The sequence below is a fragment of the Lutimaribacter pacificus genome (genome assembly GCF_900142185.1).
Classification (GTDB): domain Bacteria; phylum Pseudomonadota; class Alphaproteobacteria; order Rhodobacterales; family Rhodobacteraceae; genus Lutimaribacter; species Lutimaribacter pacificus.
On the sequence record NZ_FQZZ01000008.1, the window covers coordinates 51,429 to 75,138 of the forward strand.

General features: G+C 62.8%; 21 protein-coding genes and 1 CRISPR repeat array. Of the genes, 12 read left to right on the forward strand and 9 right to left on the reverse strand.

What is annotated here, in order from left to right; genetic code table 11:
- Positions 1 to 48 precede the first annotated feature (48 nt).
- The 7 genes from F3H87_RS17455 to F3H87_RS17485 all read left to right on the forward strand — a co-directional run bounded on the left by F3H87_RS17455 (position 49) and on the right by F3H87_RS17485 (position 5,669).
- Positions 49 to 1,179: a CaiB/BaiF CoA transferase family protein gene (locus F3H87_RS17455; protein ID WP_317511570.1), complete on the forward strand. Its 1,131-nt coding sequence runs from the start codon at positions 49 to 51 to the stop codon at positions 1,177 to 1,179.
- Between the two features lie 275 nt (positions 1,180 to 1,454).
- A complete protein-coding gene (locus F3H87_RS17460) occupies positions 1,455 to 1,898 on the forward strand; it encodes an SRPBCC family protein (RefSeq protein ID WP_149789106.1) in 444 nt (147 codons plus the stop codon).
- A 48-nt stretch (positions 1,899 to 1,946) separates the two neighbouring features.
- Positions 1,947 to 2,357, forward strand: coding sequence for an SRPBCC family protein (locus tag F3H87_RS17465; RefSeq protein ID WP_149789105.1), 411 nt, complete (start codon positions 1,947 to 1,949; stop codon positions 2,355 to 2,357).
- A 56-nt stretch (positions 2,358 to 2,413) separates the two neighbouring features.
- Complete coding sequence (locus tag F3H87_RS17470) at positions 2,414 to 2,791, forward strand: YciI family protein (protein ID WP_149789104.1); 378 nt, start codon at positions 2,414 to 2,416, stop codon at positions 2,789 to 2,791.
- Positions 2,775 to 4,019 (forward strand): RNA polymerase sigma factor, encoded by a 1,245-nt coding sequence (locus F3H87_RS17475; protein ID WP_149789103.1) that lies wholly within the window; start codon positions 2,775 to 2,777, stop codon positions 4,017 to 4,019. Before F3H87_RS17470 ends, F3H87_RS17475 begins: the two co-directional genes overlap by 17 nt.
- A gap of 430 nt (positions 4,020 to 4,449) precedes the next feature.
- A complete protein-coding gene (locus tag F3H87_RS17480; protein ID WP_149789102.1) occupies positions 4,450 to 4,935 on the forward strand; it encodes a VOC family protein in 486 nt (161 codons plus the stop codon).
- Positions 4,936 to 5,012: 77 nt separating this feature from the next.
- Positions 5,013 to 5,669, forward strand: coding sequence for a glutathione S-transferase family protein (locus tag F3H87_RS17485; protein ID WP_149789101.1), 657 nt, complete (start codon positions 5,013 to 5,015; stop codon positions 5,667 to 5,669).
- Between the two features lie 382 nt (positions 5,670 to 6,051).
- On the opposite strand, the gene F3H87_RS17495 is transcribed toward F3H87_RS17485, so the two are convergent.
- The gene (locus F3H87_RS17495; protein ID WP_149789100.1) at positions 6,052 to 6,861 is read right to left on the reverse strand and encodes a phosphodiesterase; all 810 of its coding nucleotides are present in this window, start codon (positions 6,859 to 6,861) and stop codon (positions 6,052 to 6,054) included.
- Positions 6,862 to 7,096: 235 nt separating this feature from the next.
- Between F3H87_RS17495 and F3H87_RS17500 the strand changes: the two genes are divergently transcribed.
- The 4 genes from F3H87_RS17500 to F3H87_RS17515 all read left to right on the forward strand — a co-directional run bounded on the left by F3H87_RS17500 (position 7,097) and on the right by F3H87_RS17515 (position 11,428).
- Positions 7,097 to 8,371, forward strand: a complete 1,275-nt coding sequence (locus F3H87_RS17500; protein WP_188129239.1) for an ABC transporter substrate-binding protein — start codon at positions 7,097 to 7,099, stop codon at positions 8,369 to 8,371.
- A gap of 69 nt (positions 8,372 to 8,440) precedes the next feature.
- Positions 8,441 to 9,637 (forward strand): ABC transporter ATP-binding protein, encoded by a 1,197-nt coding sequence (locus tag F3H87_RS17505; RefSeq protein ID WP_149789098.1) that lies wholly within the window; start codon positions 8,441 to 8,443, stop codon positions 9,635 to 9,637.
- Positions 9,634 to 10,527, forward strand: a complete 894-nt coding sequence (locus F3H87_RS17510) for a carbohydrate ABC transporter permease (protein WP_223228110.1) — start codon at positions 9,634 to 9,636, stop codon at positions 10,525 to 10,527. Before F3H87_RS17505 ends, F3H87_RS17510 begins: the two co-directional genes overlap by 4 nt.
- 10 nt (positions 10,528 to 10,537) lie before the next feature.
- A complete protein-coding gene (locus F3H87_RS17515; protein WP_223228111.1) occupies positions 10,538 to 11,428 on the forward strand; it encodes a carbohydrate ABC transporter permease in 891 nt (296 codons plus the stop codon).
- Between the two features lie 162 nt (positions 11,429 to 11,590).
- Here the strand turns inward: F3H87_RS17515 and F3H87_RS17520 are convergent, their stop codons facing one another.
- The 6 genes from F3H87_RS17520 to F3H87_RS17545 form a co-directional block, all read right to left on the reverse strand.
- Positions 11,591 to 12,862: a Zn-dependent hydrolase gene (locus F3H87_RS17520; RefSeq protein WP_188129238.1), complete on the reverse strand. Its 1,272-nt coding sequence runs from the start codon at positions 12,860 to 12,862 to the stop codon at positions 11,591 to 11,593.
- Entirely contained in the window at positions 12,859 to 13,821 is a 963-nt protein-coding gene (locus F3H87_RS17525; protein WP_149789096.1) for an ABC transporter permease, read from the reverse strand. Before F3H87_RS17525 ends, F3H87_RS17520 begins: the two co-directional genes overlap by 4 nt.
- Before the next feature lies 1 nt (position 13,822).
- Positions 13,823 to 15,346, reverse strand: a complete 1,524-nt coding sequence (locus tag F3H87_RS17530; RefSeq protein ID WP_149789095.1) for a sugar ABC transporter ATP-binding protein — start codon at positions 15,344 to 15,346, stop codon at positions 13,823 to 13,825.
- The gene (locus F3H87_RS17535; protein ID WP_188129237.1) at positions 15,343 to 16,440 is read right to left on the reverse strand and encodes a sugar ABC transporter substrate-binding protein; all 1,098 of its coding nucleotides are present in this window, start codon (positions 16,438 to 16,440) and stop codon (positions 15,343 to 15,345) included. Before F3H87_RS17535 ends, F3H87_RS17530 begins: the two co-directional genes overlap by 4 nt.
- 62 nt (positions 16,441 to 16,502) lie before the next feature.
- Positions 16,503 to 18,263: a hydantoinase B/oxoprolinase family protein gene (locus tag F3H87_RS17540; protein WP_149789093.1), complete on the reverse strand. Its 1,761-nt coding sequence runs from the start codon at positions 18,261 to 18,263 to the stop codon at positions 16,503 to 16,505.
- An 11-nt stretch (positions 18,264 to 18,274) separates the two neighbouring features.
- Positions 18,275 to 20,344 (reverse strand): hydantoinase/oxoprolinase family protein, encoded by a 2,070-nt coding sequence (locus F3H87_RS17545; RefSeq protein ID WP_149789092.1) that lies wholly within the window; start codon positions 20,342 to 20,344, stop codon positions 18,275 to 18,277.
- A gap of 39 nt (positions 20,345 to 20,383) precedes the next feature.
- Between F3H87_RS17545 and F3H87_RS17550 the strand changes: the two genes are divergently transcribed.
- A complete protein-coding gene (locus F3H87_RS17550; RefSeq protein ID WP_223228112.1) occupies positions 20,384 to 20,944 on the forward strand; it encodes a MarR family winged helix-turn-helix transcriptional regulator in 561 nt (186 codons plus the stop codon).
- Positions 20,945 to 21,235: 291 nt separating this feature from the next.
- Positions 21,236 to 22,423: a CRISPR direct-repeat array (repeat unit 29 nt; unit sequence CGGTTGATCCCCGCGCAGGCGGGGAACGG).
- A gap of 83 nt (positions 22,424 to 22,506) precedes the next feature.
- Here F3H87_RS17550 and cas2e read toward each other — a convergent pair.
- Positions 22,507 to 22,791, reverse strand: a complete 285-nt coding sequence (cas2e, locus tag F3H87_RS17555) for a type I-E CRISPR-associated endoribonuclease Cas2e (RefSeq protein WP_149789091.1) — start codon at positions 22,789 to 22,791, stop codon at positions 22,507 to 22,509.
- Positions 22,772 to 23,704 (reverse strand): type I-E CRISPR-associated endonuclease Cas1e, encoded by a 933-nt coding sequence (cas1e, locus tag F3H87_RS17560; RefSeq protein WP_223228113.1) that lies wholly within the window; start codon positions 23,702 to 23,704, stop codon positions 22,772 to 22,774. Before cas1e ends, cas2e begins: the two co-directional genes overlap by 20 nt.
- Positions 23,705 to 23,710 lie beyond the last annotated feature (6 nt).

The window sequence follows — 23,710 nt, forward strand, 5'->3', positions numbered from 1 at the left end:
GGATATGACAGGCGCCGCCCAAAGGCGCGATGAAGGGGAGGTCGAATAGTGGGAACGGGTCCGCTGTCACAGCTGCAGATCATCGAAATGGCGGGGATCGGGCCGTGCCCCCTGGCGGGGCGGCTCATGGCTGATCTCGGCGCCGAGGTCATCGTGATCGACCGCGCCTCGGGCAAGGCGAACCCGGCGGATATCAACCGCCGCAACAAGCGATCCGTCGCGCTGAACCTCAAATCCGAAGCCGGGCGCGACGCGGCGCTCCGGCTGATCGAAGGCGCGGACGTGGTGATCGAGGGATTTCGCCCCGGCGTGATGGAAAAGCTGGGCCTGGGCCCCGATACGTGCCATGAGCGCAACCCCCGGCTGGTCTATGGCCGCATAACCGGCTGGGGCCAGAACGGGCCGATGGCGCATCTCGCGGGGCATGACCTGAACTACTTGTCGCTTTCGGGCGCGCTTGCGGCGATGGGCCCGCGTGATGGCGCTCCGATGCCGCCGCTGAACCTGGTGGCGGATTACGGCGGCGGCACCATGTTCCTGATCTTCGGCGTGCTCGCGGCGCTTCTGGAACGCCAGCACTCCGGCAAGGGCCAGGTGGTCGACGCCGCCATCGTCGACGGGGTGCCCGCGATGATGGGCATCTTCTTCAACATGCTGCAGACCGGGCTCTGGGATACCCGGCGCGAGCACAACATGCTCGACGGCGGCGCCCCCTATTACCGATGCTACGAAACAGCCGACGGCAAGGCCATCTCGGTCGGCCCCATCGAACCGCAGTTCTTCGCCGAGCTCTGCGAGAAGGCAGGGCTGGAGCATGTCGGGCCGCAAGAGCGGGCCGACAAGGAAAACTGGCCGCATCTTTGCGCCGCCTACGAAAAGGTGTTCCGCACCAGAACCCGCGACGAATGGGCAGAGATCTTCGCCGACAGCAACGCCTGCGTCGCCCCGGTCCTGACCATGGACGAGGTGGAAGACCATCCGCACAACGCCGCCCGCGGGGTCTTTTTCCGGCAGGACGGCATTCTGCAACCGGCCCCCGCACCCCGCTTTGCGCGGACGCCAGCCGGGCAAACACACGCCCCGTCCGCACCCGGCGCCGAGTCCGAGGCAGTTCTGAAAGCGGCCGGATATTCCGACATCGAAATCGCCACGATGAGAGCGAGCGGCGCGCTGACCTGACGGAGCCGCGGGACCGTCACGGCGCTTTGCGGCCCTCGGCCCCCGCTTTCGAGGTCGGCGGCGCGGCGGATAACATGGTATTCTTCCAGCGACGGGACAGCTTTGTCCAAGCGGTGCCGCCGGGGCAGCAGCCCCGTGCGCGAAAAAATTTCTCGCACGCTGTCGGAACACCGTTCGGCGGAACGTCTTAAAGATGGAACGGCGCAAGAACCTGGCCGCCGACACCGTTCCGCATAACGGGAATACGGCCACACCGACCCGAAAGGAGACTCATCATGCCCGGTACCGTCCGCCTGCACCGCGTCATCGCCGCCAGCCCCGAAAAGGTCTATCGCGCGTTCATCGAACCCGATGCCGTGGCCAGTTGGCTGCCGCCCTACGGTTTTCTCTGCACCGTCCACGAGCTGAAGCCCGAGGTCGGCGGCACGCACAGGATGTCGTTTCGCAACTTCACCACCGGTAACAGCCATTCCTTCGGCGGCGAGTACAAGGAACTCGTCCCCGGCGAGCGGCTTGTCTACACCGACCGGTTCGACGACCCCAACCTGCCCGGCGAAATGAAGGTGACCGTGGCGCTGAAGGCGGTTTCGGTCGGCACCGACATCTCCATCGAGCAGGAGGGCATTCCCGATCTGATCCCGCCGGAGGCCTGCTATCTGGGCTGGCAGGACAGCCTGTACAAGCTGGCCAGGCTCGTGGAGCCCGAGATCGACCAGTAACCGGCACCCCGCCCGAATATCCCCGGTTCAACCAAAGGAGGTCACCCGATGACACCCCAACCGATCACCGTCGAAGTGACCGTCGCGGCCCCCGTCGCAAAGGTCTGGGACGCCTACACCACCCCCGAAGACATCATGCAGTGGAACGCGGCCTCCGACGACTGGCATACGCCTGCCGCGTCGGTCGACCTGCGCGAGGGTGGCGCCTTTTCCGCGCGGATGGAAGCTAAAGACGGCAGCATGGGGTTCGACTTTGCCGGAACCTACACGAAGATCGAGCCGCACCGGCGGATCGAATACGAATTCGGCGGCCGTCATGCAGTGGTGAATTTCCTGCCCGAGGACGATCGCGTGCGCATGCGCGTCACCTTCGATGCGGAAACCGAAACACCGGTGGTGCACCAGCGTGCCGGCTGGCAGGCCATCCTCGACAGCTTCAGGCGTCACGTGGAACGGTGACAGGCCGTCACGGGATCGTGCAGACTGGCGCCGTCACGAGAACGGAGATGCGACCAATGCGCTACACGATCCTTTGCTATCATAACGAGGACATCACCTCTGCCTGGACCGAGGAGGAGGACGCCGAGGTGATCGAAAACCTCAAGGCGGTGAACCGCAAATGGGCACGGAATTTCGGGCCCATCGTCCGGCTGATGCCGACAAGCGCGGCAACCACCTTGCGCAAGAGCGAGAACATCGTGACGGACGGCCCGTTCGCCGAAACCAAGGAACAGTTGCTCGGCTTCTACGTCGTCGATGTCGAGAACCTCGACGTGGCACTCCAGATCGCCCGCGAGATGGCCGACGCCAATCCGGGCGGCGCATACGAACTGCGCCCGATCGCGCTCTCCTACCCCGATGGCGAGGCCATAGAAGATGCCCCAACCCCCTGAACCCGACTGGATCGAGACACGGCTGGTCGGCGCGCGGCCGCAGGCGATTGCCGCCCTGCTGCGTTATTTCCGCGATCTCGACCTGGCCGAAGAGGCATTTCAGGAGGCCTGTCTTCGCGCGCTCGGGTCCTGGCCGAAGAACGGCCCGCCGCGCGATGCCGCGGGCTGGCTAATCATGGTCGGGCGCAACGCCGCGATTGATCACAAGCGCAGGCAGGCCCGGCTGACGGCCCTGCCGGACGAGGCCGCGATATCCGACCGCGAGGATGCCGAGGCGGCCCTGGTCGAGCGGCTGGATGCCGCCGATTACCGTGACGATATCCTGCGCCTTCTCTTCGTCTGCTGCCACCCCGACCTGCCCGCCACCCAGCAGATCGCGCTGGCGCTCAGGATCGTTTCGGGCCTGCCTGTGCGCCGTATCGCGGCGGCCTTCCTGGTCGGCGACCGGGCGATGGAACAGCGCATCACACGCGCCAAGGCCCGCATCGCCAGGGCCGATATCCCGTTCGAGACACCGGGACCGGCAGAGCGCGCGGAACGCTTCGCGGCCGTGTCGGCGATGATCTACCTCGTCTTCAACGAGGGTTATACCGACGCCAATCCGCAAGGCGAGCGCGCCGCGCTCTGCGACGAGGCGATCCGGCTGGCACGACTGATGCTGCGGCTCTTTCCCGCCGAGCCCGAGATGATGGGATTGCTGGCGCTGATGCTGCTCCAGCATTCCCGCCGGAAGGCGCGGTTCGACAAGACGGGCGCAGCGATCCTGCTGGAGGATCAGGATCGGACACTCTGGAACCGGGGCCGGATCGCCGAGGCACTGGCGATGATCGACAAGGCCATGCTGCACCGCCAGCCCGGGCCCTATCAGATCCAGGCGGCAATCGCTGCGCTGCACGCACGGGCGGAACGGCCGGAAGATACGGATTGGGGCGGCATCGACGCGCTTTACCAGGCGCTGGAACGCCATGCCCCCTCGCCCGTCGTCACGCTCAACCGATCCGTTGCCATCTGGAAACTCCACGGCCCCGAAGCCGCGCTCGAAATGATCGCGCCGCTTGCCGGGCCGCTGGACGGCTATTTCTACTTTCACGGCGTGCGCGGCAACCTGCTGGAACGGCTGGGCCGAAAATCCGAGGCGCGCGATGCCTTCGGCCGTGCCATCGCGCTGGCCAACACGCCGGCAGAAGCCGCACATATCCGCAAGCATCTCGACCGGCTGGAAGGATAGACTCCGCGTGCCGGAACGCGGCCCATTTCAACGAATGGATCACACCGTCAAATCGTAGGATCAAACGGAAAATGGCTGCCTCGAGTCCTGAGTCGACATTGCAAGTCAAGCGCACCAGAGGGCAGCGCACGGCCGCTGCGCAGCTGTTTCCGGGCGGGGTGGACAAACTATATGTCCCGAATGAAAACGCGGCGGCGGCATCCGCTTCCCTGTGCACCGAGTTTGTTGGGGGCTCTGCCCGGAAGCGGAACATTCGTGTGACGGTTTCCACGTGCCGGGCGACAGCCGCCACCGGATACGGGAAGCCGGCCCGGCGAGAAAAAAATCGCCGGCCTGTCGGAAAAGGCCACGCTGGTTCGTCCTGGGGACAGGAGACCACGACGACACGACAGACGCGCAAACCCCAACCCAAGACCGAAGGAGACCTGAAATGACCGATCTCGCAACCTGCCTGTGGTACGACCACGGCGAAGCCGGGAAAGCGGCCGAATTCTATGCCGCCACATTTCCCGACAGCCATGTCGACCGGGTGAACACCGCCGCGTCGGACTATCCGGGCGGAAAGGAAGGCGACGAACTGACCGTGGAATTCACCGTGCTCGGCAGGCGATTCCTTGGCCTCAACGGCGGGCCGGTCTTCACCCCCAACGAGGCCGTCAGCTTCATGGTGATGACCGAAGACCAGGACGAGACCGACCGATACTGGAACGCCATCGTCGGCAACGGCGGGCAGGAAAGCGCCTGCGGCTGGTGCAAGGATCGCTGGGGGCACTCCTGGCAGATCACGCCGAGGCGCCTGATGGAACTGACGACCGACCCCGACCGCGCCCGGGCCAAACGCGCCTTCGACGCCATGATGACGATGCAGAAGATCGACATCGCCGTAATCGAGGCGGCCGCTGCGGGAACATCGTGACCGAACGGGACACAAGACGATGAAGGACCACCCTGAGACCCCCGGACGCCGTGGAATCGACGCGATCGAAGATTGACATGCCCCCGACCATCACCGCATTCGAAAACCCGCCCGACCGTGGCGCAGGGCTGGCGCGCGACATGCGCGTGCGCTGGGCTCTTGAAGAGGTCGGCCAGCCCTATGCCGTGCGCCTTGTCTCGTTCACGGAGATGAAGGAACCGGCGCATCTGGGACGGCACCCGTTCGGGCAGATTCCAACCTACGAAGAGGGCGATCTTGCCCTGTTCGAAACCGGGTCGATCATCCTCCATCTCGCCCGGCACCATGCAGGCCTGCTGCCCGGGGATGCCAACGCACGGGCGCGGGCGATCACCTGGATATTCGCCGCGCTCAACACCGTCGAACCGCCGATCCTGGACCGGGAAACCACCAGGCTTCTGGAGGGCGACAGGAGCTGGGCCGCCGAGCGCCTGCACCTTACCGAGGATCGCATCCGTATCCGCCTCGGCCAGCTTTCCGCCCACCTGCGCGATGCCGAGTGGCTGGACGGGGCATTCAGCGCGGGCGATCTTGTGATGGTCTCGGTGCTGCTCAGGTTGCGGCACTCGTCGCCGATACTGGACGACTTCGCGAACCTTGCCGCCTATGTCGCCCGCGGCGAGGCCCGGCCTGCCTACCAGCGCGCCTTCGCCGCGCAACTGGCGGTGTTTGCCGCCAGGGTGCCGAAAGAGTAGCTTCATAGCTGACCGGCCCCTCGAAGCAATCGCACCGCCACCCGGAAGGCAGCGAATGACCGATGTCATCCTGACAACCTTCGACTGGGTGCCCGAGGGGGCCCCCGCGGGTTCGTGCGCGACATGCGGCCGAGATGGGCCTGCGAGGAGGCGGGGCTTGCCTGTTGATCGTGACCAGGTCAGCCGCCGCCGCGCAGGATGAATCGATCTGGTTCCGAATACCGGATTTTGCAGGTGTGTTCGTATGGCACGAGCCCGCTGAGCGCCTTCAGCCCTCGTGCAAATGTGTCGGCACCCAAGACACCGGCAAGGCGGCTGCGCATCTGTTTGTAGCCACGGAACCACCCTCCCGCCGCAACCCGCAGTCCCCCGACAGCGCCCCTCAAGGGCCTGCGCAGGGCGTGGTCGCGCACAGGAATTCGCCCTCGATCGTATCCACGCCATGCCATGTCACCATGTCGGCCGTGATATTGATGATCCCGTAATTCGGTACGCCGGCAATCCAGTCCGGTGCCGGGTTTTCGAACTCCTGCCGGAACTGGTGCGAACAGCCACGCCCCCCGGTGAAGCCCATGCCATTGGCCATCACGCCGGAGAACGGGATATGGATATGGCCGAAGAACATATGGCGCACCCCGCCCGGATGCGCGTCCAGCACCTCCATCAGGCGCGCCGCGTCGTGGAAGTTGATGTTGTCGAAATGGCGCATCCCGTGGTCCATCGGCGGATGGTGCAGAAACACGACAAGGGGCGCATCGGGTGCTTCGGCAAGCGCCTCGCGCAACCAGTTCGCCCTGCTTTCGCAGAACCGCCCGCCGTTTTCGCCCGGTGAGTTGGTATCGAGGAACACCAGGCGATCCCGAAGTCCCGGCACCTGCTGAACCGACTGGACATACCCGCCGGGATCGCGCGGCTGCCCGGGAAAGGCCGCGCCGAATGCCGCGCGGTCGTCATGGTTGCCCAGAAGAAGACGCACGGGCATGGGCAGGTCGCTCAGCAATTCGCCGAGCATGGCATAGGCGCCGGGTTCGCCACGGTCGGTCAGGTCGCCGGTGATCGTCAGAAGGTCGGCATCGGCCTGCGTGTCGCGCACATGCGTCAGAACCGCCGCCAGCCGCTGCGCCGGATCGAGATTGTAGAGCCGCTGCCCCTTGTCGACGAGATGCGTGTCGGTGATGTGAATGATCTTCATGGTTCACTCCTTTGATGACGCGCAGCTAGCCGCGGTGCATGAAGTTTTTGCAACACGATAACAAAAACTTAGCCGCCGCCGGGCAATGTCACGCAAGCTTCATCCATTTGACGGAGAACTTTTACCGGGCTGTCGCCTGCGCGTTATGCGACCGGCCGTAACCTTGCGCTGTCCGTTGCGCCGCTCACCGGCGCGCCCCTCCCCTTTGCGGACGGCTGACAACAAGGGTTACGACATGAAGATTCTCTCTGCCGCCACGCTGGCGGTTTTCTCCGTTACGGGCGCCGCACAGGCCCAGACGCAGATCACCTGCCTGACGAATGCCGGGCACCTCACCCGCCAGCACGAACCGCTGGTAAAGATGTTCAACGAAATGCAGGACGAGATCGTGGTGACCTATGCCGCCCCGGCGCAGGATTACTCCGACACGCATCTGAAGCTCCTGCGCGCATCGGCAACCGGCACGTTGCCCGATTGCGCCTTCGAAGCCTACAACCAGTTGCCCTCGCTGGCCCGTGCCCTGGCCAACCGGGAACAGGTCGTCGATCTGGGCACGATGATCGCGGCCGAGGAAAACGGCTGGGTCGCGGCCAACTACTCCGATCAGATGCTGGACCTGGGGCGTGTCGACGGCGTCCAGTACGGGATGCCCTTCAACGCTTCGGTCATCCAGTGGTACGTGAACGCGGACCTGCTCAGGCAGGTCGGTGCCTCGGTCGAGGATTTCCCGACCGACTGGGATGGCGTCATCGCCCTGGCCGCCCGGATCGACGCCCTGGGCGACGATATCGAAGGCATCTCTTTCGGGATCGACCAATGGGGCGACGACTGGCCCTTCCAGGTGCTGATCGCCCAACAGGGCGGTGAGATGCTCAACGCCGCGGGCGACACCGTGACCTTCGACGAGAACGGCCGCAGCCTGAACGCGATGACCCTTGCCCGCCGCCTGGTCGAAGAGGCCGGTTACAACCCCGAGATCGACCTTCAGACCCAGACCACCGCCTTCGCCGAAGGCAAGATGGGAATCTATGCCAACTCGCCGGCCTCGGCCAAGCTGATCCAGGAACGGGTCGGCGGCGCGTTCGATCTGCACTCGGTCAGGTTCACCGTCTGGGACGATGCCAACGGCTCGCTTCCGACCGGCGGCAATGCCGCGATCATCACCGCCGAAGACCCGGCAAAGCAGCAGGCCGCATGGGAATACATCAAGTTCCTCACCGGGCCGAAGGGCCAGGAGCTGACCGCCAGGAACACGGGCTATCTGCCGACCAACCGGGGGGCGCTGGCCGAGGAATACCTTGGCGCCTACTACGCCGAACAGCCTTACTTCGCGACCCCGTCGAGCCAGTACGAACGCGCCGGCGCATGGTACGGCTATCCCGGCACCCAGTCGGAAAAGATCTGGCGCGAGCAGCGCACCATCATCCGTTCGGTGATGCTGGGCGAGATCACCCCGGAAGACGGTGCGGAACAGGCCAAGGCGGTTGCCGAAGACCTGATGAAACGCTGATCCCGGCACAAACGACAAACGGGGCGGGGGCCGGTCGGCCCTCGCCCGCGTTGCGATGAAAGAGACAACATGGCCAGGCTGGAACTGAAAGACATCCGCAAATCCTTTGGCGGCACCGACGTGCTCAGGGGGATCGACCTCGATGTGGAAGACGGTGAATTCATGTCGCTGGTCGGTGCATCGGGATGCGGGAAATCAACGCTTCTGCGGATCATCTCGGGGTTGGAAAATGCCGATTCCGGCCAGATTCTCCTCGATGGCAGGCCGGTCGGGGACGACCCCCCGAGCGGCCGTAACGTGGCCATGGTGTTCCAGGACTACGCCCTCTACCCGCATATGAGCGTGGCACAGAACATGGCGATGCCGCTGGTCATGGCACGCCTTCCGATCTATGCGCGCCTGCCCGGGGGAAGGCTGTTTACCCCCCATCTGCGCGGCAGCCGTGCCGACATCGCGTTGCAGGTCGAAAAGGTCGCCGGACAGCTTCGCATAGATCACCTGCTGTCGCGCCGCCCGGCGCAATTGTCGGGCGGCCAGCGTCAGCGCGTGGCGCTCGGGCGGGCGCTTGTGCGCAATCCCAGCCTGTTCCTGATGGACGAACCCCTGTCGAACCTCGATGCCAAGCTTCGGGTCGAGGTGCGCAAGGAAATCGTCGAACTGCACCGCAAGTCCGACCTGACCTTCGTCTACGTCACCCACGACCAGACCGAGGCGATGACGATGTCCGACCGGGTCGCGCTGCTGCGCCACGGGCGGCTGCTTCAGGTGGCGATGCCCGGTTCGCTCTATTTCGATCCGGCAACCATCGACGTCGCGCGCTTCATCGGCAGCCCCGAAATCAACCTGTTCCCGGCCCGCCGGAAAGACGGCACATTGTCCTTTGCAGGCGTAAGGCTGTCACTGTCAGGGGGGCCGATGGGCGACAGTGACCTGATGGTCGCAATCCGCCCCGAGGCGCTTGTCGTGAAGGGCGCGGCGGGCGTTGCATCCTCGCCGCTGGAGGGCCCGCAGTTTTCGATCGGCGTGACACGGGAAGCAATCGAGGATCTGGGGGCCGAAATCGTCATCCATGGCCGGATCGCCCGGATGCCGGACATCGCGCTGCGCATCCGCGCGCAGAAATCCCTGCACCATGCGGGGCCGGTCGCCGTGCCTGCGCAGTTCGACGTCCGGGCAAGCCTGTCGTCGCTGCTTTTCTTCGGTGCCGACGGGCAGCGGATCAATGGCGTGACCGCCGGCGTGGCGCAAAAGGCACTTGCCCGATGAGCGCGCCGGCCTCTCTCCTCATGCGCAGGCAGCGACGGCTTGCCTACTGGCTCGTCGCGCCCGCGGTGCTGCTGATCCTCGTGATCTATGTCGTGCCGATGATCCTGGTCTTTGCGGCAAGCCTCACGGATTACACGCTGGTCAGCGACTACTGGGAATTTGTCGGGCTCGACAATTACCGGCGCATGTTCGGCGATCCGCAATTCGCGAATGCGCTGCACAACACGCTGATCTACGCGCTGGTGTTCCTGCCGGGGGCGTTCTTCACTCCGCTGTTCCTTGCGATTGCCATCCAGTCGCGCCGACGTTTCCGCTCGTTCTTCGAGGTGATCTATTTCATGCCGGTGACCTCGACCCTGACCGCCATGGCACTGGTCTGGTCGGCGCTGATGGACAGCCGCCAGGGCATCATCAACAACAGCCTTCAGGCGCTGGGTCTGCCCGCGATCAACTTTCTCGGCAGCCCCGATACCGTGCTCTATGCGCTGGCGGGCATCTCTTTGTGGTCTGTCATCGGCTTCAACATGGTGCTGTTTCTTGCCGGTCTCACCGCCATACCGCAAAACCTGTACTATGCCGCGGCGGTCGACGGGGCCGATCACCCGGTGGACAGGTTCTTTCGCGTCACCTGGCCGATGCTGGCGCCGACCTCGGTCTTCGTCGCCGTCACCTCGTCGATCACCGCGTTCAAGCTGTTCGACGTGGTCGCCATGCTGACGCAGGGCAAGCCTGCACATGCCTCCGAAGTGTTTCTTTACCTGACCTTCCTCGAGGGATTCGAGTATTTCAACATGGGCTATTCGGCCGCGCTGTCGGTGTTCTTTCTGGGGATCATCTTTCTTTTCGCCCTGGTGCAAACGCTGCTCGCCGACCGCGCGGGCCGTTACTGAAGGACGCGACATGAGCCTTATCCAGACCGCTTCCGCACCGATGGCCCCGCTGATGACCCGCGCCGCACAGGCATTGAAGGGTCTGACCCCCGGCAAGGTGCTGACCTTCCTCGTACTGCTTGGCGGCGCATGGGTGGTGATCTTTCCCTATGTCTGGATGATCTCGTCCAGCCTGAAGCCGACCGACGAAGTCTATGACGCCGATTTCACCATCTGGCCAAAGACCTTCGCCGGGGTTCAGAACTATCTGGACGTGCTGATCGAACAGCCCTATCCGACGTTCCTGCTGAACAGCCTGATCGTGTGCGCCGGTGTGCTGGCGGTGCAGCTCGTCACGGCGATCCCGGCGGCCTATGCGCTGGCAAAGCTGAAATTCCGGGGCGCGACCATCCTTCTGGGCACCGTGATCGCCTGCATCACCATCCCGATCAACGTCACCTCGATCCCGCTTTACCTCGGGCTGGTGAGGGCCGGGCTTCTCGATACCTATTTCTCGATGATGTTCCCGTTTCTCGTGTCGGTCTTTGCGATCTTCCTGTTCCGGCAGTTCTTCAAATCCTACCCGGAGTCGATCATCGAAGCGGCCCGCGTCGACGGCTTTTCCGAGATCGAGATCGTGCTGCGCCTGATCGTGCCCGCCGCCGTGCCCGCAGTGGCGGCGTTTTCGGTCTTTTCCTTCGTGGCGCACTGGAACGATCTCTACTGGCCGCTGATCGTCGTTCAAAGCCAGGACAAGATGACCGCCTCCCTGTCGATGATGCAATACCGCTCGGAATTCGACATCAACTATGGACGCACCTTCGCTGCGGCAACGGTGGTGACCATCCCGATGCTGATCGTGTTCTTCTTCGCCCGCCGCGCCTTTGTGCGCGGGATCACCATGTCGGGGGTGAAAGGCTAGGCGTTTCGTCAGGCGGGGGGTGGAGGGATCATTCGTGGCACAACGGCGCCGCCTGATTGCAACATTCTGATCGGGCCCTGCATTGAGACGGTTCCCCATGACACCGCCCCGTCGACAGTACCTCCTACCCGGCTGACGCCAAATTAACCTGACAAAACCGGTTCACTCGACCGACGCGATCCCGGCCCGCTCCAGCATCGCGTGCAAAAGGACACTTGCTCCCGCAGCAAGGTCTTGTGGTGCCGCATATTCCTGAACATTGTGACTTATCCCCTCGCGGCACTGCACAAATACCATGGCTGTAGGCGCAAGCTCGGCGATGTTCGAAGCATCATGCAAAGCGCCGCTCGGCAGATTGACATAGTCAAGATCAAGCTTGCGCGCAGCCGTTTCAAGCAAAGAAACACAATTGCCGTCGAAGTTCCGCGGCGGGATTGCGAACCGCCGAGACACGTCCGCCTTGCAACCGTACTCCCGCGCCGCAGCATGGCATGCCTGGGTGCAATCTTCCTCCAATCGGGCAAGTACGGCTTTATCTGGATGACGGATATCTATGACCAAATCGGTATGGCCTGCGATGGTACTGGGGCCATCCGTCATCGACGTCAGGCGGCCGACGCTGACACGTGCATCAGCCCCTGCGGCGATTCCGACCTTGCGCAGAGCCACAAGGATCGCGCCGGCCGCCAACAACGCATCCTGGCGTGAGTCCAACGGCGTCGTCCCCGCATGGCCATCGCGCCCGGTAATGGCCACATCGAGCCAACGCAGCCCCTGAACCGAGGTCACGACGCCGACTTGTGCACCGGAATCGTACAGAATGGGGCCCTGCTCGATATGCAATTCAAAGAAGGAATCGAGCGGCAGGTCCGCTGGTCGCATATCGCCGCGCCAGCCGCTGTCCTGCACATCGTCAGCAAAGCGCGTTCCATCCGACGACATGATGTTATCGAGTTCCTCGTCGCCAATTCGACCGGCATACCAGGCTGAGCCCAGCAAACCGGGGGCGAAGCGGACACCCTCTTCATTGGTCCAGTTGATGACCGCCAGCGGCGCCTCGGTTTCTATCCCGGCATCGTTCAGCGCCTCGACCACCTCCAATGCGGCCAGAACGCCGGAAATACCATCGAACCGGCCACCGTGAGGCTGGGTGTCGAGGTGGCTGCCGGCTGCGACAGGGGGCCGGTTCGAATCCCGCCCTTGCCGCAAAGCAAACATGTTACCCGCGCGATCCGAATGCACAGTCAGCCCGGCATTTCGGCACCAACCTGCAAAGAGATCGCGCGCAGCGACATCCTCGGGTGACAGGGCAAGGCGGCAATTTCCGGTATCTTCGACAATACCTATGCGGGCAAGCTCCATATGGCGGGCCCAAAGGCGATCAGTGTCGATACGTGGTGTATTGCTGCGGGCAGCTTTCAGTGCGTCGTTCACAATCCACGCTCCTTGCGACCGGAGACCAGTTGCGACACCATCACCGCCAGAACCAGCGCGCCGCCATAGAAAAGATCCTGAACAAAGGTGCGGAAACCCAGAACCGACAGCCCATTGATCCCGGTCACAAGAAAATAGACCGCGATGACCGATCCCCACGGATTGAACCGTCCGGGCCGAATGCAGGTTGCCCCCAGAAAGGCAGCGGCAAAAGCCGGCAACAAGAGGAAGGTGCCAGAGCTCGGGTTCGCCGAACCTGTGGTCCCGGTATACAAGATCCCGGCAAAAGCCCCCAGAACGCCTGACAGCACGAAAGCGGTCAGCCTGACCTTTCCGACGGCCACACCCGTCAGTCGGCCAACCTCTCGTCCGCGTCCGGTGAACAGAAGGTGTTGACCAAAAGCGGTGTAGCTGAGCATGTACCAGATCAGGAATGCCAGCGCGATGGCATAGTAGAATGCAACCGGAATGCCCATCACCCGCTGAATGATCACCCATTCCATCAGTACCGGCGACACGCCGGAAATCGTCTGCGAGTTCCCGATCCACAGGGTAATGCCATGCAGGAATGTGCCCACGCCAAGGGTAACGATCAATGAATGCACACGGAAATAAAGCGTGATCGCACCGTTGATCAATCCGATGAACGCCCCGATCGCCAAACCCAACGGCAGCACAAGCGCCAGCGGCAAATCCATCCGCGCATCCAGAATTGCCGTCGCCATCGACACCAGCGTCAGCGTCTGGGCGATCGACAGGTCGAAATCACCCGCCGTCAACGGAATCATCAGGCCCAGCGTGACGATGACGAGCACCGCTTCGGACCCGAAGATGGTTGAAAAATTCGACCATGTCAGAAAAGTGTCCGGTCGCAGGGCGCCAAAAAGCGCGATGAAGGCCACCCAGACGATGACAAGACCAAACCGTTCCAGTTGGTAGGCAAGATCACTCTTCTGCATGTCATTCCACCGTTTCATAGCAAGCTTTGGCAATTCCTGATTTGGTCACGTCAGGCCCCTTCAGTTCCGCTTTGATCCGGCCCCTGTCGAAAACGAGGACCCGATGCGCGATGATTTCCAGTTGTTCGAATTCCGACGTCGCGCAGATTACTGCGCCTCCGGCGGCGCAGACTGACATCAGGTGATCGTAAATCTCCTGGCGCGCGCCCACGTCGATGCCTTGCGTCGGTTCGTCCAGCAACACCAGCTGAGGTTGCAACTGCAGCCATTTACCCAGCACCAACTTCTGCTGGTTCCCCCCCGACAATTCCGACGCTGGCTGGTCCGGTGACGCCGCCTTGACAGTGAACCTGCGTATCAAATCCATGGTGATACCGCGAAGTTTCCGGTGGTTGAGCGCCAAACCCCTACCCAGCAACGGCAACGTGACGTTCTCCGTCAGGCTCAGGTCCGGCGCAATCCCTGCCCGCTGCCGGTCTGCGGGAATGAACGCAATGCGCGCGGCGATAGCATTGCCTGGACGCATCCCGGCGATATCGTATGTCTGCCCATTCAGGACCAGTTTCCCCGCGTTGGCCGAATGCGCACCCGCGATCAGCATCGGAACCTCGTCGTGACCCGCGCCAATCAGCCCCGTCAGACCAAGGATTTCGCCGGGTTGTACCGACAGCGCGACATCCTTCAGGATCGCCCCCGACAATCCATCCACCTGCACCATTGGCTCAGCCGCGGGCAATACGTCAACGCGCCGATCTACGGCAACTGTGCGCCCGACGATAGCCTGCACCAAATCGGCCCGGCCGGTCGCGGCGGTCTCGAAAGTGCCGATTACCTTGCCATCACGCAAAACCGTAGAGCGATCGGTGACCTCAAGAACCTCGTCGATATCGTGGCTGACGAAAATGATGGAAACGCCACGCGATGTCAGCCGCCGTATCATGGCAAAAAGTTCGCGCACGTCCTCTTGCGGCAGAAACGGTGTCGGTTCGTCCAGAACCAGGACACCCGGTGCGCCGTGGTGGCGATGTTCCTGCACCCGGTCAGCGGCGCGCACGATTGCAAGCTGCGCGCGCTTCACCGGCGAAAGTTCCCCGACACGCTGCTGCGGCAGAAGTTCCAGGTGATGCTCGGCGAACAACTTGCGTGCGCGCTCGGCCTCGGCCCGCCAGTTGATCCGCCAGGGATTGAGGCGCTCGTGATCGCCGGCAATCAGATTCTCCAATACCGTCGCTTCGGGCAACAGGCCGAGATTCTGATGGACGAACGCAAGGCCATGCGCCTCGCTTCGGCCAAGGGGCATTGGCAAAGGGATCGGCTGGCCGTCGATTTCCAGCGTCCCGGCATCGGGTGCGTGGAAACCGGACAGAACCTTTATCAATGTTGATTTTCCCGATCCATTCGTTCCCAGAAGGCCATGCACCTCGCCGGGAACGACGGTGAGATCCGCGCAATCCAGCGCGCGGACCCCGCCAAAGGTCTTGGTCAGGCCCCGCAGGGCCAGACGCGGAATTGCCGCTTGGCTCACTCCGCCACCTTCCAGAGCTTGCGGTAGCCTTCGACATAGGCATCGCCATAACCTTTGGATGCCTCGGCAGGATCACCCACATCGGCAATGTTGTCGGCGGTAAAGACCCGCAGCGGCACCTTGCTGTCGGTCACCGCGTCCAGCCCGCAAAGCAGCCGCATCTCGGCATCCAGCATCGCATGGGCAATCCAGTCCAGGTTCTCACCGATATCCATCTCGACCGTGCCTTCGCGGATCAGGTCGAGCACAAAGGGGGTGCCGTTGAAAGTGGCCACCTTGACCGTGTCGCGCTTGCCGGAAATGGCAATTGCCGGGGTCACGAAAGTCGACATGCTGTCATAGATCGGAATGACATAGTTGATGTCGGGGTTCGCCTGCAGCTTACCCTGAACCGTCGGTTGGATGCGGGTCGCCCAGTCGACGATTGGCACGTTCACGATTTCATAGGCGCAATCGGGGCATTTGGCGAAGCCTTCGGTCAAGCCATCCACCAGGCTATCCGTCGAAAGCGCCTCGTTCGAGACGATGATCAGCGCGTTCACCTTGGCGTCGGTCTGGGCAATCGTCCAGTCGGCCATCAATGTACCCGCCTGCTTGTAGTCGATTGCGGTATTCGCATCGACCCCGGCCGGGGCCGGAATTTCCAGCCCGGTCAGGTGCGATGTGACCACTTTGACCCCTGCTGCCTGCGCTGTCTTTACCTGCGGCTCGAAAAAGCGCGGGTCAGCGCCAGCCAGAAGCGACACGAGATCAAAGCCGTTGTTCGCGGCATAATCCATCCCCTGAATCCATTGGGTCGGGTTGCCCTGGTTTTCCCACTGGGCATGTTTGAAGCCCAGTTCCCTGGCCAGCGCATCCTTTTGGTCAGCAATCGTCTTGATAAAGGGAATCGCGCTCGAGGCCGGAACCGTCAGGATCGACTTGCCCTCCATGCAGGACCGGGCGTCAAACGGCTCGCCTGGCGCCGTGAACTCGGGAATGCCCGAGTAGGATTCAATATTGGATCTGGCGGCGGCCGCCGGATCGTCCTGTGCCGATGCCGGCACAGCAACCGCCATCATCAGGGCCGAAAACAGCCCCGTTCCTTTGAGCATTCTGATCATTTCCTTGTCTCCCTGGTTGGTTTCGTCATTATCCTTGACGCAACACGCCGGGATCATCGCCCGGCGCGCAGTTCCTCGGTTGCGGCAGCGTCCAGCCGAACGCCATCCACGATAGCTACGCCGTAATTCTCGCGGGCAGCATCGACTTCCAGCAACCCGTCGAGCACATCTCTGAGAACGTCCTCGGGGGTGCGGGAAAATGGATCGCCATACCCCCCACCACAGGGGCCGTAGGCCACGAGACGGTCGCCCTTGGCCAGTCGCCGATAGGGGATTTTTGACGGCAGTTCTTCTTTCTGGCCGTCCGCATGCAGCAATTCCACATGGGCCGGTGCCCCGTCCTTGCCGCCGGCAAATCCCCATGGTGCGAACCTCTGACCATCGCCTTCGACCGAAACCGCGCCATCCTCAAGCAACTCGAAGGACCGGATCGAGCCGATGCCACCCCGCCATTGCCCCACGCCGGCGACGTTCTCGCGCAGTTCGTAGTTCAGCACGCGCAAAGGCAGGTGGCTTTCGATGTCCTCCACGGGGTTGTTGCGGGTGTTGGCATAGAGAGTATCGACCGCATCCATCCCGTCCTTGCCAGAGCGGCCGCCATATGCGCCTTCCATGATCTCCATATGGACCCAGGGCCCCGATGCGTTCTGACCCGAGAACGCCATGACGCGCAGGTTCCCGATCCCGGCACTGACTTGCCTTGGTACAGCCGGCGCAATCGCCTTCATGACCGTGTCGGCCACCGCATTTCCCGGACAGAAACGGGCAATGACGGGAGCAGGGAAAATCGGGTTTGCAAGACAGCCCTCGGGGGCATGGATGGAAATCGGCCGGGTCAGCCCGCTGTTCTGAGGAATCGCGCCGTATTCATCGCTATCCAACAGGATCGACCGCAACGTCAGCCAGACCGCACAATCGACGGTTCCGACCAAGGGCATGTTGATCGGCTTGTTCGGCGTCTGCGGAGCCGTTCCGGTAAGGTCGACCAGAATGTCGCTTCCGTCGATCGTCAGGGTCACCTCGATCGGAAGTTCCTTGAGCGCGGGATCGTCGCTGTCGAGATAGCCGTCGATATAGGTGCGCGCGTTGTATTTGCCGTCCGGGATCGCCGCGATGGCATCGCGCATCAGCTTTTCGGAATAGTCGAGCAAGTCTTCATATGCGCCCGTCACGGTTTCGAGCCCATATTTGTCAAGCAGATCGGAATAACGATCCGCACCAATCCGGGCTGCGGCAACCTGGGCCTCCATATCGCCGACCACAAGATCGGCGATACGAATATTGGACCGAAGGATTTGCCAGACCGGCTCCACTTTCTTGCCCGCGTCATAGACTCGAACAGCCTTGAATTGCAGCCCTTCCGCATAGGCATCGACCGCGTCGACGATACCGCAACTGCCCGGCGTCAATGCCCCGATATCCAGGTGGTGGGCCGTAGTGACCGAGAAACCGGCCAGCTTTCCCTGGTGAAAGATCGGGACGGCAAACCCGACATCGGGCCCGTGCGAAGCACCGGCATAAGCATCGTTGTGCATGAAGACGTCGCCGGGCTGGACCACGTCGCCACGAGCCTCAAGCTCGCGCATGATACCCTCGATATAGCCCGGAATCGGCCCCGATTGCAGCGGCGTGGACATCGTGCATTCGCACAGTTGTCGCCCGGTGGCGTCGGTCAGGGCGGCGCCGAAATCCTCGCTTTCCCGAATGATGCTGGAATAGCTCATACGCATCAGCTTATGGCCCATTTCGACGGCGATATTCTCAAGCGCGCCGTGGATCACGGCCGCGAGAAACGGATCAACGCGGGTTTGCATCTGCATTCTCCTTACTGTCCGTCGTGGGTCATCACGACATTCGCAAAACGATCCACCTCGAAACTCCAATCCGGGGGAACCACCGTCGTGCTGTCGGTCTGCAACAGGATCGCAGGCCCCTGCATCGACTGCCCGACCGGAAGGTCGGTACGGTCAAAGTAGGGTGTTTCGAAAACCTGCAGCTTGTCCTCGACACGAAATACGCATTGACCATGCCCGACCGGACTGGCCTCGGCGCTTCCTGTCGCCTCCGGCGGTGTGCCCAGTTTTTCAACCTCGCCGAGACCACGCATCTTGACCGTCACGATTTCGATCGGGGCGCCTTCGAACGCATGGCCGTATTCAGTCCGGTGCCGGTCGTGGAAGGCCTGCCAGACCTGCTCCAACGCGGCGGCGTCCAATGGACCGTCGGGGAAGTCGATCTTGAGCTCATAGCCCTGCCCGACATATCGTAAATCGCCTTCGCGGAGCATCCGGCGTTTTTCGGCAGGCACCCCGTCACGATCGAAAATTCCGGACAATTCGGACTGCATGTCGTCAAACAGGCCGGTCAGACGCGTGTGGTCGATCGCCCCCTTAACGGCAAAGGCGGTGCGCAGCGCGTGGTATTCCAGGTCCGCCGTCAAAAGGCCCATCGCCGAAGTGATACCCGGGTGCGGTGGAATCAGAACCCGCTGAACGCCAAGCATACCCGCGACCTCTGCGGCATGGAGCGGCCCGGCCCCACCAAACCCCGACAGGGTAAACTCGCGCGGGTCGATCCCTTTTTGCACCGTGCGCGATCGGATCGCATTCGCCATATTCGAATTGAGTACGGTCAGCGTGCCTTCGGCGGTTTCTTCGGGAGAGCGCCCCAACTGATCGGCCAGCTTCCCGATAACACGACGCGACGCATCAACGTCCAGGGTCATGTCACCCCCCAGGAAATTTTGCGGCGCCAGACGCCCCAGAACCAGATTGGCATCCGTAACCGTGGGCAGGTCCCCGCCCTTTCCATAAGCGGCTGGCCCGGGATCTGCGCCCGCGCTTTCAGGCCCCACGCGGAACGCTCCGCCGCGGTCGATATAGGCAATCGAGCCGCCACCGGCGCCAATGGTATGAATATCGATCATCGGCAGCATCACCGGGAATCCCGCGATCGAAGCGCTGCGGGTATCGGCCTCAGCCAAGCGGCCATCCACCACGATACCGATATCAGCGCTGGTACCGCCAATATCGAGGGTTATCAAACGATCCGTCCCGGCATGATTGCCGATCCAGGCACCGCCACGCACCCCCGCCACCAGGCCGGACAACAAGGTCGAAGCCGGCTTCTCGGCGATCATTTCGGGTGTAGCGACGCCCCCGCTGGACGTCATCACATGAAGTTCGCCCTTCAACCCCTGGTCGTGAAGTTCTTTCTGAAGCTCCGTGATGTAGCGGCGCACCTTGGGACCGATGAAAGCGGACATTGCCCCGGTGGTAAAACGCTCGAATTCGCGAAACTGTGGCGCCACCCCTGAAGAGGTCGTGACAAAGGCATCAGGCATCTCTTCCTGGACAATTTCAGCTGCGCGCTTTTCATGAACCGGATTCACATAGGAAAAAAGGAAGCCGACCAGAACGGCTTCGACGCCTTGCCCGGCAAGCGTGCGCGCCGCATCACGAACGGCGGCCTCGTCCAACGGGGTCAACTCCTCTCCGCGCGCATCCAGCCGACCGCCAACGGTATGGCGGTGTTGCCGCCGGATCATCGGCCGGTTCTGCCAGGGCAGATCCTGCATGATGGAGTAATGCTGCGGCCGCTGGTGCCTGCCGATATGCAGGACGTCGCGGAACCCCTCATTGGTGATCATGCCCGTGACCGACCCGCCATGCTCCAACATGGCATTCGTGCCCACGGTCGTGCCGTGAAACAGGCCGCCGATTTGCGAGGTCGTTACCCCGGCTTTTTCACAAATCGCTTGCAGGCCAGCCACCACCCCGATCGCCGGATTGGCCGGAGTCGAGGGTGTTTTGTGGATGGTCAGTTCCTGCTTCGTGAGATCCGCCAGGATCAGATCGGTGAACGTACCACCGACGTCAACGCCCAAAACAATCATTCAATGCCTCCAAGTCGAGATGAAGAAAGATTGATCCATATGGATGTATATGACAAGAAGTTTCTTAATGGGCTGGACGAACTTGCAAAAATTCACTTCTCTGAGAGAACGATGAGCACAAAAAACAAGCTGGATAAGATCTTCGCCTCGGATCTGCGATACCTCATGGTCGTCAGTTACATTGTTCTGGGGAACAATGCGGTGACCAACAGGTTCATAGAACGCACCTACCAGATGCCTGTTCATGCCTGGTCGGCATTGTTTGCGATCGTGATGTTCCCCGGCATACGTGCAAAAGAGATCAAGCACCTGTTTCCCCGCCCGCAAAACACGATCAGCCGGGCCGTCTCGCTACTCGAAGCCCGTGGTCTGGTGCAGCACAAGACCTCTGCGACGGACGGTCGGGAGAAACAGCTTTTCGCGACCGATGCAGGCACAACGCTGCTTGCCGAAATCCGGTCTGTTTCCGGTCTGCGCCAAGAGGAATTGTTTGCACCTCTCACTCGGGAAGAACGAGAAACCTTCTTCGAGCTCGCCCAGAAAATCGCCTCTGGCCCCAAACTGCTTGAGTCCCGTGCAATGCCCTCCGATCTTTCCTGAGAAAATGTGACGCGCCGGTTTTCTCCGAGAGGGGCGTTTCGGCATGCTCAGACGCTGCGGCGCCATCCTGCCCCCGGTCAACGATCTGCTTCAGCTCCGGGCCGTATTCGTCAGCCCGCGCGGGATAGATCGCCTCATGACCTGCTGCAGCTTCGCCCGAACACATCATGATCCACGACGCGAGAGGCTTTTCGCAGACGGCAATTTCACCTCAATAACCCGCACGCGCAGCTTCTCAAATACGCCGGCGGCAGCCTTCAGAACCTTGGCGACATCCGGGCCGGTGCCGTCATGGTGATCCCCGCGCAGGCGGGGAACGGTAGACGTCCAGCTTGTTGACCTGAACGCCGGTCGGTTGATCCCCGCGCAGGCGGGGAACGGTTCCAATATACCGGGCATTACACGCTCAAGGACGGTTGATCCCCACGCAGGCGGGGAACGGTTGTTCGCTGAGGTTTCCCCGCCATCGGAGCCCGGTTGATCCCCGCGCAGGCGGGGAACGGATCGGCCCGGCCGAATGGGGCCGGCGCGAGTTCGGTTGATCCCCGCGCAGGCGGGGAACGGGAAGATTGGCTGGGTCAAACCTGAACCTCCTGCGGTTGATCCCCGCGCAGGCGGGGAACGGGCGCGCAAAAACTCCTGACCCTCAACGCCGAGCGGTTGATCCCCGCGCAGGCGGGGAACGGTCCTTGTGAGCGACAGGGATCACCGTGTTGATCGGTTGATCCCCGCGCAGGCGGGGAACGGACTCTCGCCCTCGACAATCGCCTCAACCAGTCCGGTTGATCCCCGCGCAGGCGGGGAACGGCCATCATGTGGCCCGCGATCTGCCGGTGGCGTCGGTTGATCCCCGCGCAGGCGGGGAACGGGTTGTCGGCTCGTCGCGCCAGTGCCGGCCGCGCGGTTGATCCCCGCGCAGGCGGGGAACGGCAGCAAGAAAGGCCATCAGTTCAGACGGACAGCGGTTGATCCCCGCGCAGGCGGGGAACGGTGCGGCGGCCTCGCGCGCCCGCTCGACCAGTGCGGTTGATCCCCGCGCAGGCGGGGAACGGCCTGTGATGCGCTCTTGCCCTTTGTTCCGGCCCGGTTGATCCCCGCGCAGGCGGGGAACGGGCGCGATAGTCATGCACCATCTGATCAAACATCGGTTGATCCCCGCGCAGGCGGGGAACGGTCGCCTGTCTGTTCAGGGGTGGGTTCCGCGCGCGGTTGATCCCCGCGCAGGCGGGGAACGGCCATGCGTTCCCTCGGCGTATCGTCCAGCAGGCGGTTGATCCCCGCGCAGGCGGGGAACGGACGAAGCCACGCACGATGCAAAGGCCATCGTCCGGTTGATCCCCGCGCAGGCGGGGAACGGGCTGCCTCGACGCAACGGCGGAGACCATCAACCGGTTGATCCCCGCGCAGGCGGGGAACGGGAGCTGCTGCCGCGCCTTGCTGACCCATCCGGCGGTTGATCCCCGCGCAGGCGGGGAACGGACTTCGCAGAAGTACTTGAAAACCGTAAACTATTCGATTGTCAAACAGCGCACCGATTTTTTACCCCGGATTCAGAGGCCACTTTACCCTGATCGGGGCAGGAATTTCACCAGCTTCAAACCATCGAAATCCTCGGGCATCCGGCGGTTCAGGCCTGCCGTGGCGAAATCGAAACCCTGATCGTTTGACGTGTGCCAGACCATCACGGCGTCGCCTTCCTCCAACCCGCCAAGCACCTGGTCCCAGATGCGTTCGCGGGTGCGGGTGGAATAGTCGCCCACGTAGACGCCGGCACGGATTTCCAGCAGCCATGCGGCCAGGCGTCCGCGCAATCTTGGCGGGGCACGGCTAACCACGATGACCATCATCGCCGCCCCCTTTCTCGTCCTCGAAGGCGGGCCCCACGGCATCGGGCGCAGGTTTCGGTTTCGGCAATTCTCCTGCGGCAAGCACGTCTTCGATCTGCGGAATGATCTTCGACAGCAGGCCCGAGCGCCGGAATGCATCCCGGCACGCCAGGCGCACCGCGCGGTCCGGTGCCATGTCAAGCTTGCCCTGCGCTGCCTGCCCGGCAATGCGAAACGCCTCCGGCACGACGGTTTCCAGCTTCCACAGATCGGCGATGTCGTACACGAAACTGAGCGGCTTGCCCGAATGCAGGAACCCGATGGCCGGCGCATAGCCGGCGGCCAGCACGGCCGCTTCGGTCAGCCCGTGCAGGCAGGCCGTGGCTGCCGAGAGACAGCGGTTCGGGACATCGCCCGCCTCCCAGTCTTTCGGATCGTATTTCCGGCGGCTCCAGTTCACCCCGTATTTTCGTGCCAGCAAGGCATAACTTTCGCGGACGCGCACGCCTTCGATCCCGCGCAACTGGTCGATGGAACGGCGCTCCGGCGCGGCCTCGCCGAAACGTATCTGGAACATGCGCCGCACGATGCGCAGCCGCGCGGCGTCATCCAGTGCCAGCTTTGCCTGCCACAGGAGCTTGTCGGACCGCGCGCCGCCGGGCTGACCGGCGGAATAAAGGCGCACACCGCCCTCGCCCACCCATGTGATCAGCGTGCCGGTCCGCGCGGCCAGTGCCACGGCCGCATGGCTGATCCGCGCACCGGGCTCCAGCATCAGACCGGCCAGGCCGCCAACCGGGATCTGCGTGACCGTGCCATCGGCATTGACCGCGCAGAACGCCCCGTCACGCACGTCAAGCTGGGCCCGTTCGACAAAGACCAGCTGCGCCCTGTCCTTCAGCGGGATCGGGCGCGGCGGGGGAAGGCCGGGCATCTGCGC

What these genes read in the sequence shown, in the direction of transcription:
- F3H87_RS17550 (WP_223228112.1), top strand. Translation starts at nt 20,384, where the DNA reads ATGGATGTATATGACAAGAAGTTTCTTAATGGGCTGGACGAACTTGCA.
- cas2e (WP_149789091.1), bottom strand. Translation starts at nt 22,791, where the DNA reads ATGATGGTCATCGTGGTTAGCCGTGCCCCGCCAAGATTGCGCGGACGC.
- F3H87_RS17460 (WP_149789106.1), top strand. Translation starts at nt 1,455, where the DNA reads ATGCCCGGTACCGTCCGCCTGCACCGCGTCATCGCCGCCAGCCCCGAA.
- F3H87_RS17465 (WP_149789105.1), top strand. Translation starts at nt 1,947, where the DNA reads ATGACACCCCAACCGATCACCGTCGAAGTGACCGTCGCGGCCCCCGTC.
- F3H87_RS17545 (WP_149789092.1), bottom strand. Translation starts at nt 20,344, where the DNA reads ATGATTGTTTTGGGCGTTGACGTCGGTGGTACGTTCACCGATCTGATC.
- F3H87_RS17495 (WP_149789100.1), bottom strand. Translation starts at nt 6,861, where the DNA reads ATGAAGATCATTCACATCACCGACACGCATCTCGTCGACAAGGGGCAG.
- F3H87_RS17480 (WP_149789102.1), top strand. Translation starts at nt 4,450, where the DNA reads ATGACCGATCTCGCAACCTGCCTGTGGTACGACCACGGCGAAGCCGGG.
- F3H87_RS17515 (WP_223228111.1), top strand. Translation starts at nt 10,538, where the DNA reads ATGAGCCTTATCCAGACCGCTTCCGCACCGATGGCCCCGCTGATGACC.
- F3H87_RS17510 (WP_223228110.1), top strand. Translation starts at nt 9,634, where the DNA reads ATGAGCGCGCCGGCCTCTCTCCTCATGCGCAGGCAGCGACGGCTTGCC.
- F3H87_RS17535 (WP_188129237.1), bottom strand. Translation starts at nt 16,440, where the DNA reads ATGCTCAAAGGAACGGGGCTGTTTTCGGCCCTGATGATGGCGGTTGCT.
- F3H87_RS17475 (WP_149789103.1), top strand. Translation starts at nt 2,775, where the DNA reads ATGCCCCAACCCCCTGAACCCGACTGGATCGAGACACGGCTGGTCGGC.
- F3H87_RS17505 (WP_149789098.1), top strand. Translation starts at nt 8,441, where the DNA reads ATGGCCAGGCTGGAACTGAAAGACATCCGCAAATCCTTTGGCGGCACC.
- F3H87_RS17470 (WP_149789104.1), top strand. Translation starts at nt 2,414, where the DNA reads ATGCGCTACACGATCCTTTGCTATCATAACGAGGACATCACCTCTGCC.
- F3H87_RS17485 (WP_149789101.1), top strand. Translation starts at nt 5,013, where the DNA reads ATGCCCCCGACCATCACCGCATTCGAAAACCCGCCCGACCGTGGCGCA.
- F3H87_RS17540 (WP_149789093.1), bottom strand. Translation starts at nt 18,263, where the DNA reads ATGCAAACCCGCGTTGATCCGTTTCTCGCGGCCGTGATCCACGGCGCG.
- F3H87_RS17500 (WP_188129239.1), top strand. Translation starts at nt 7,097, where the DNA reads ATGAAGATTCTCTCTGCCGCCACGCTGGCGGTTTTCTCCGTTACGGGC.
- F3H87_RS17525 (WP_149789096.1), bottom strand. Translation starts at nt 13,821, where the DNA reads ATGCAGAAGAGTGATCTTGCCTACCAACTGGAACGGTTTGGTCTTGTC.
- cas1e (WP_223228113.1), bottom strand. Translation starts at nt 23,704, where the DNA reads ATGCCCGGCCTTCCCCCGCCGCGCCCGATCCCGCTGAAGGACAGGGCG.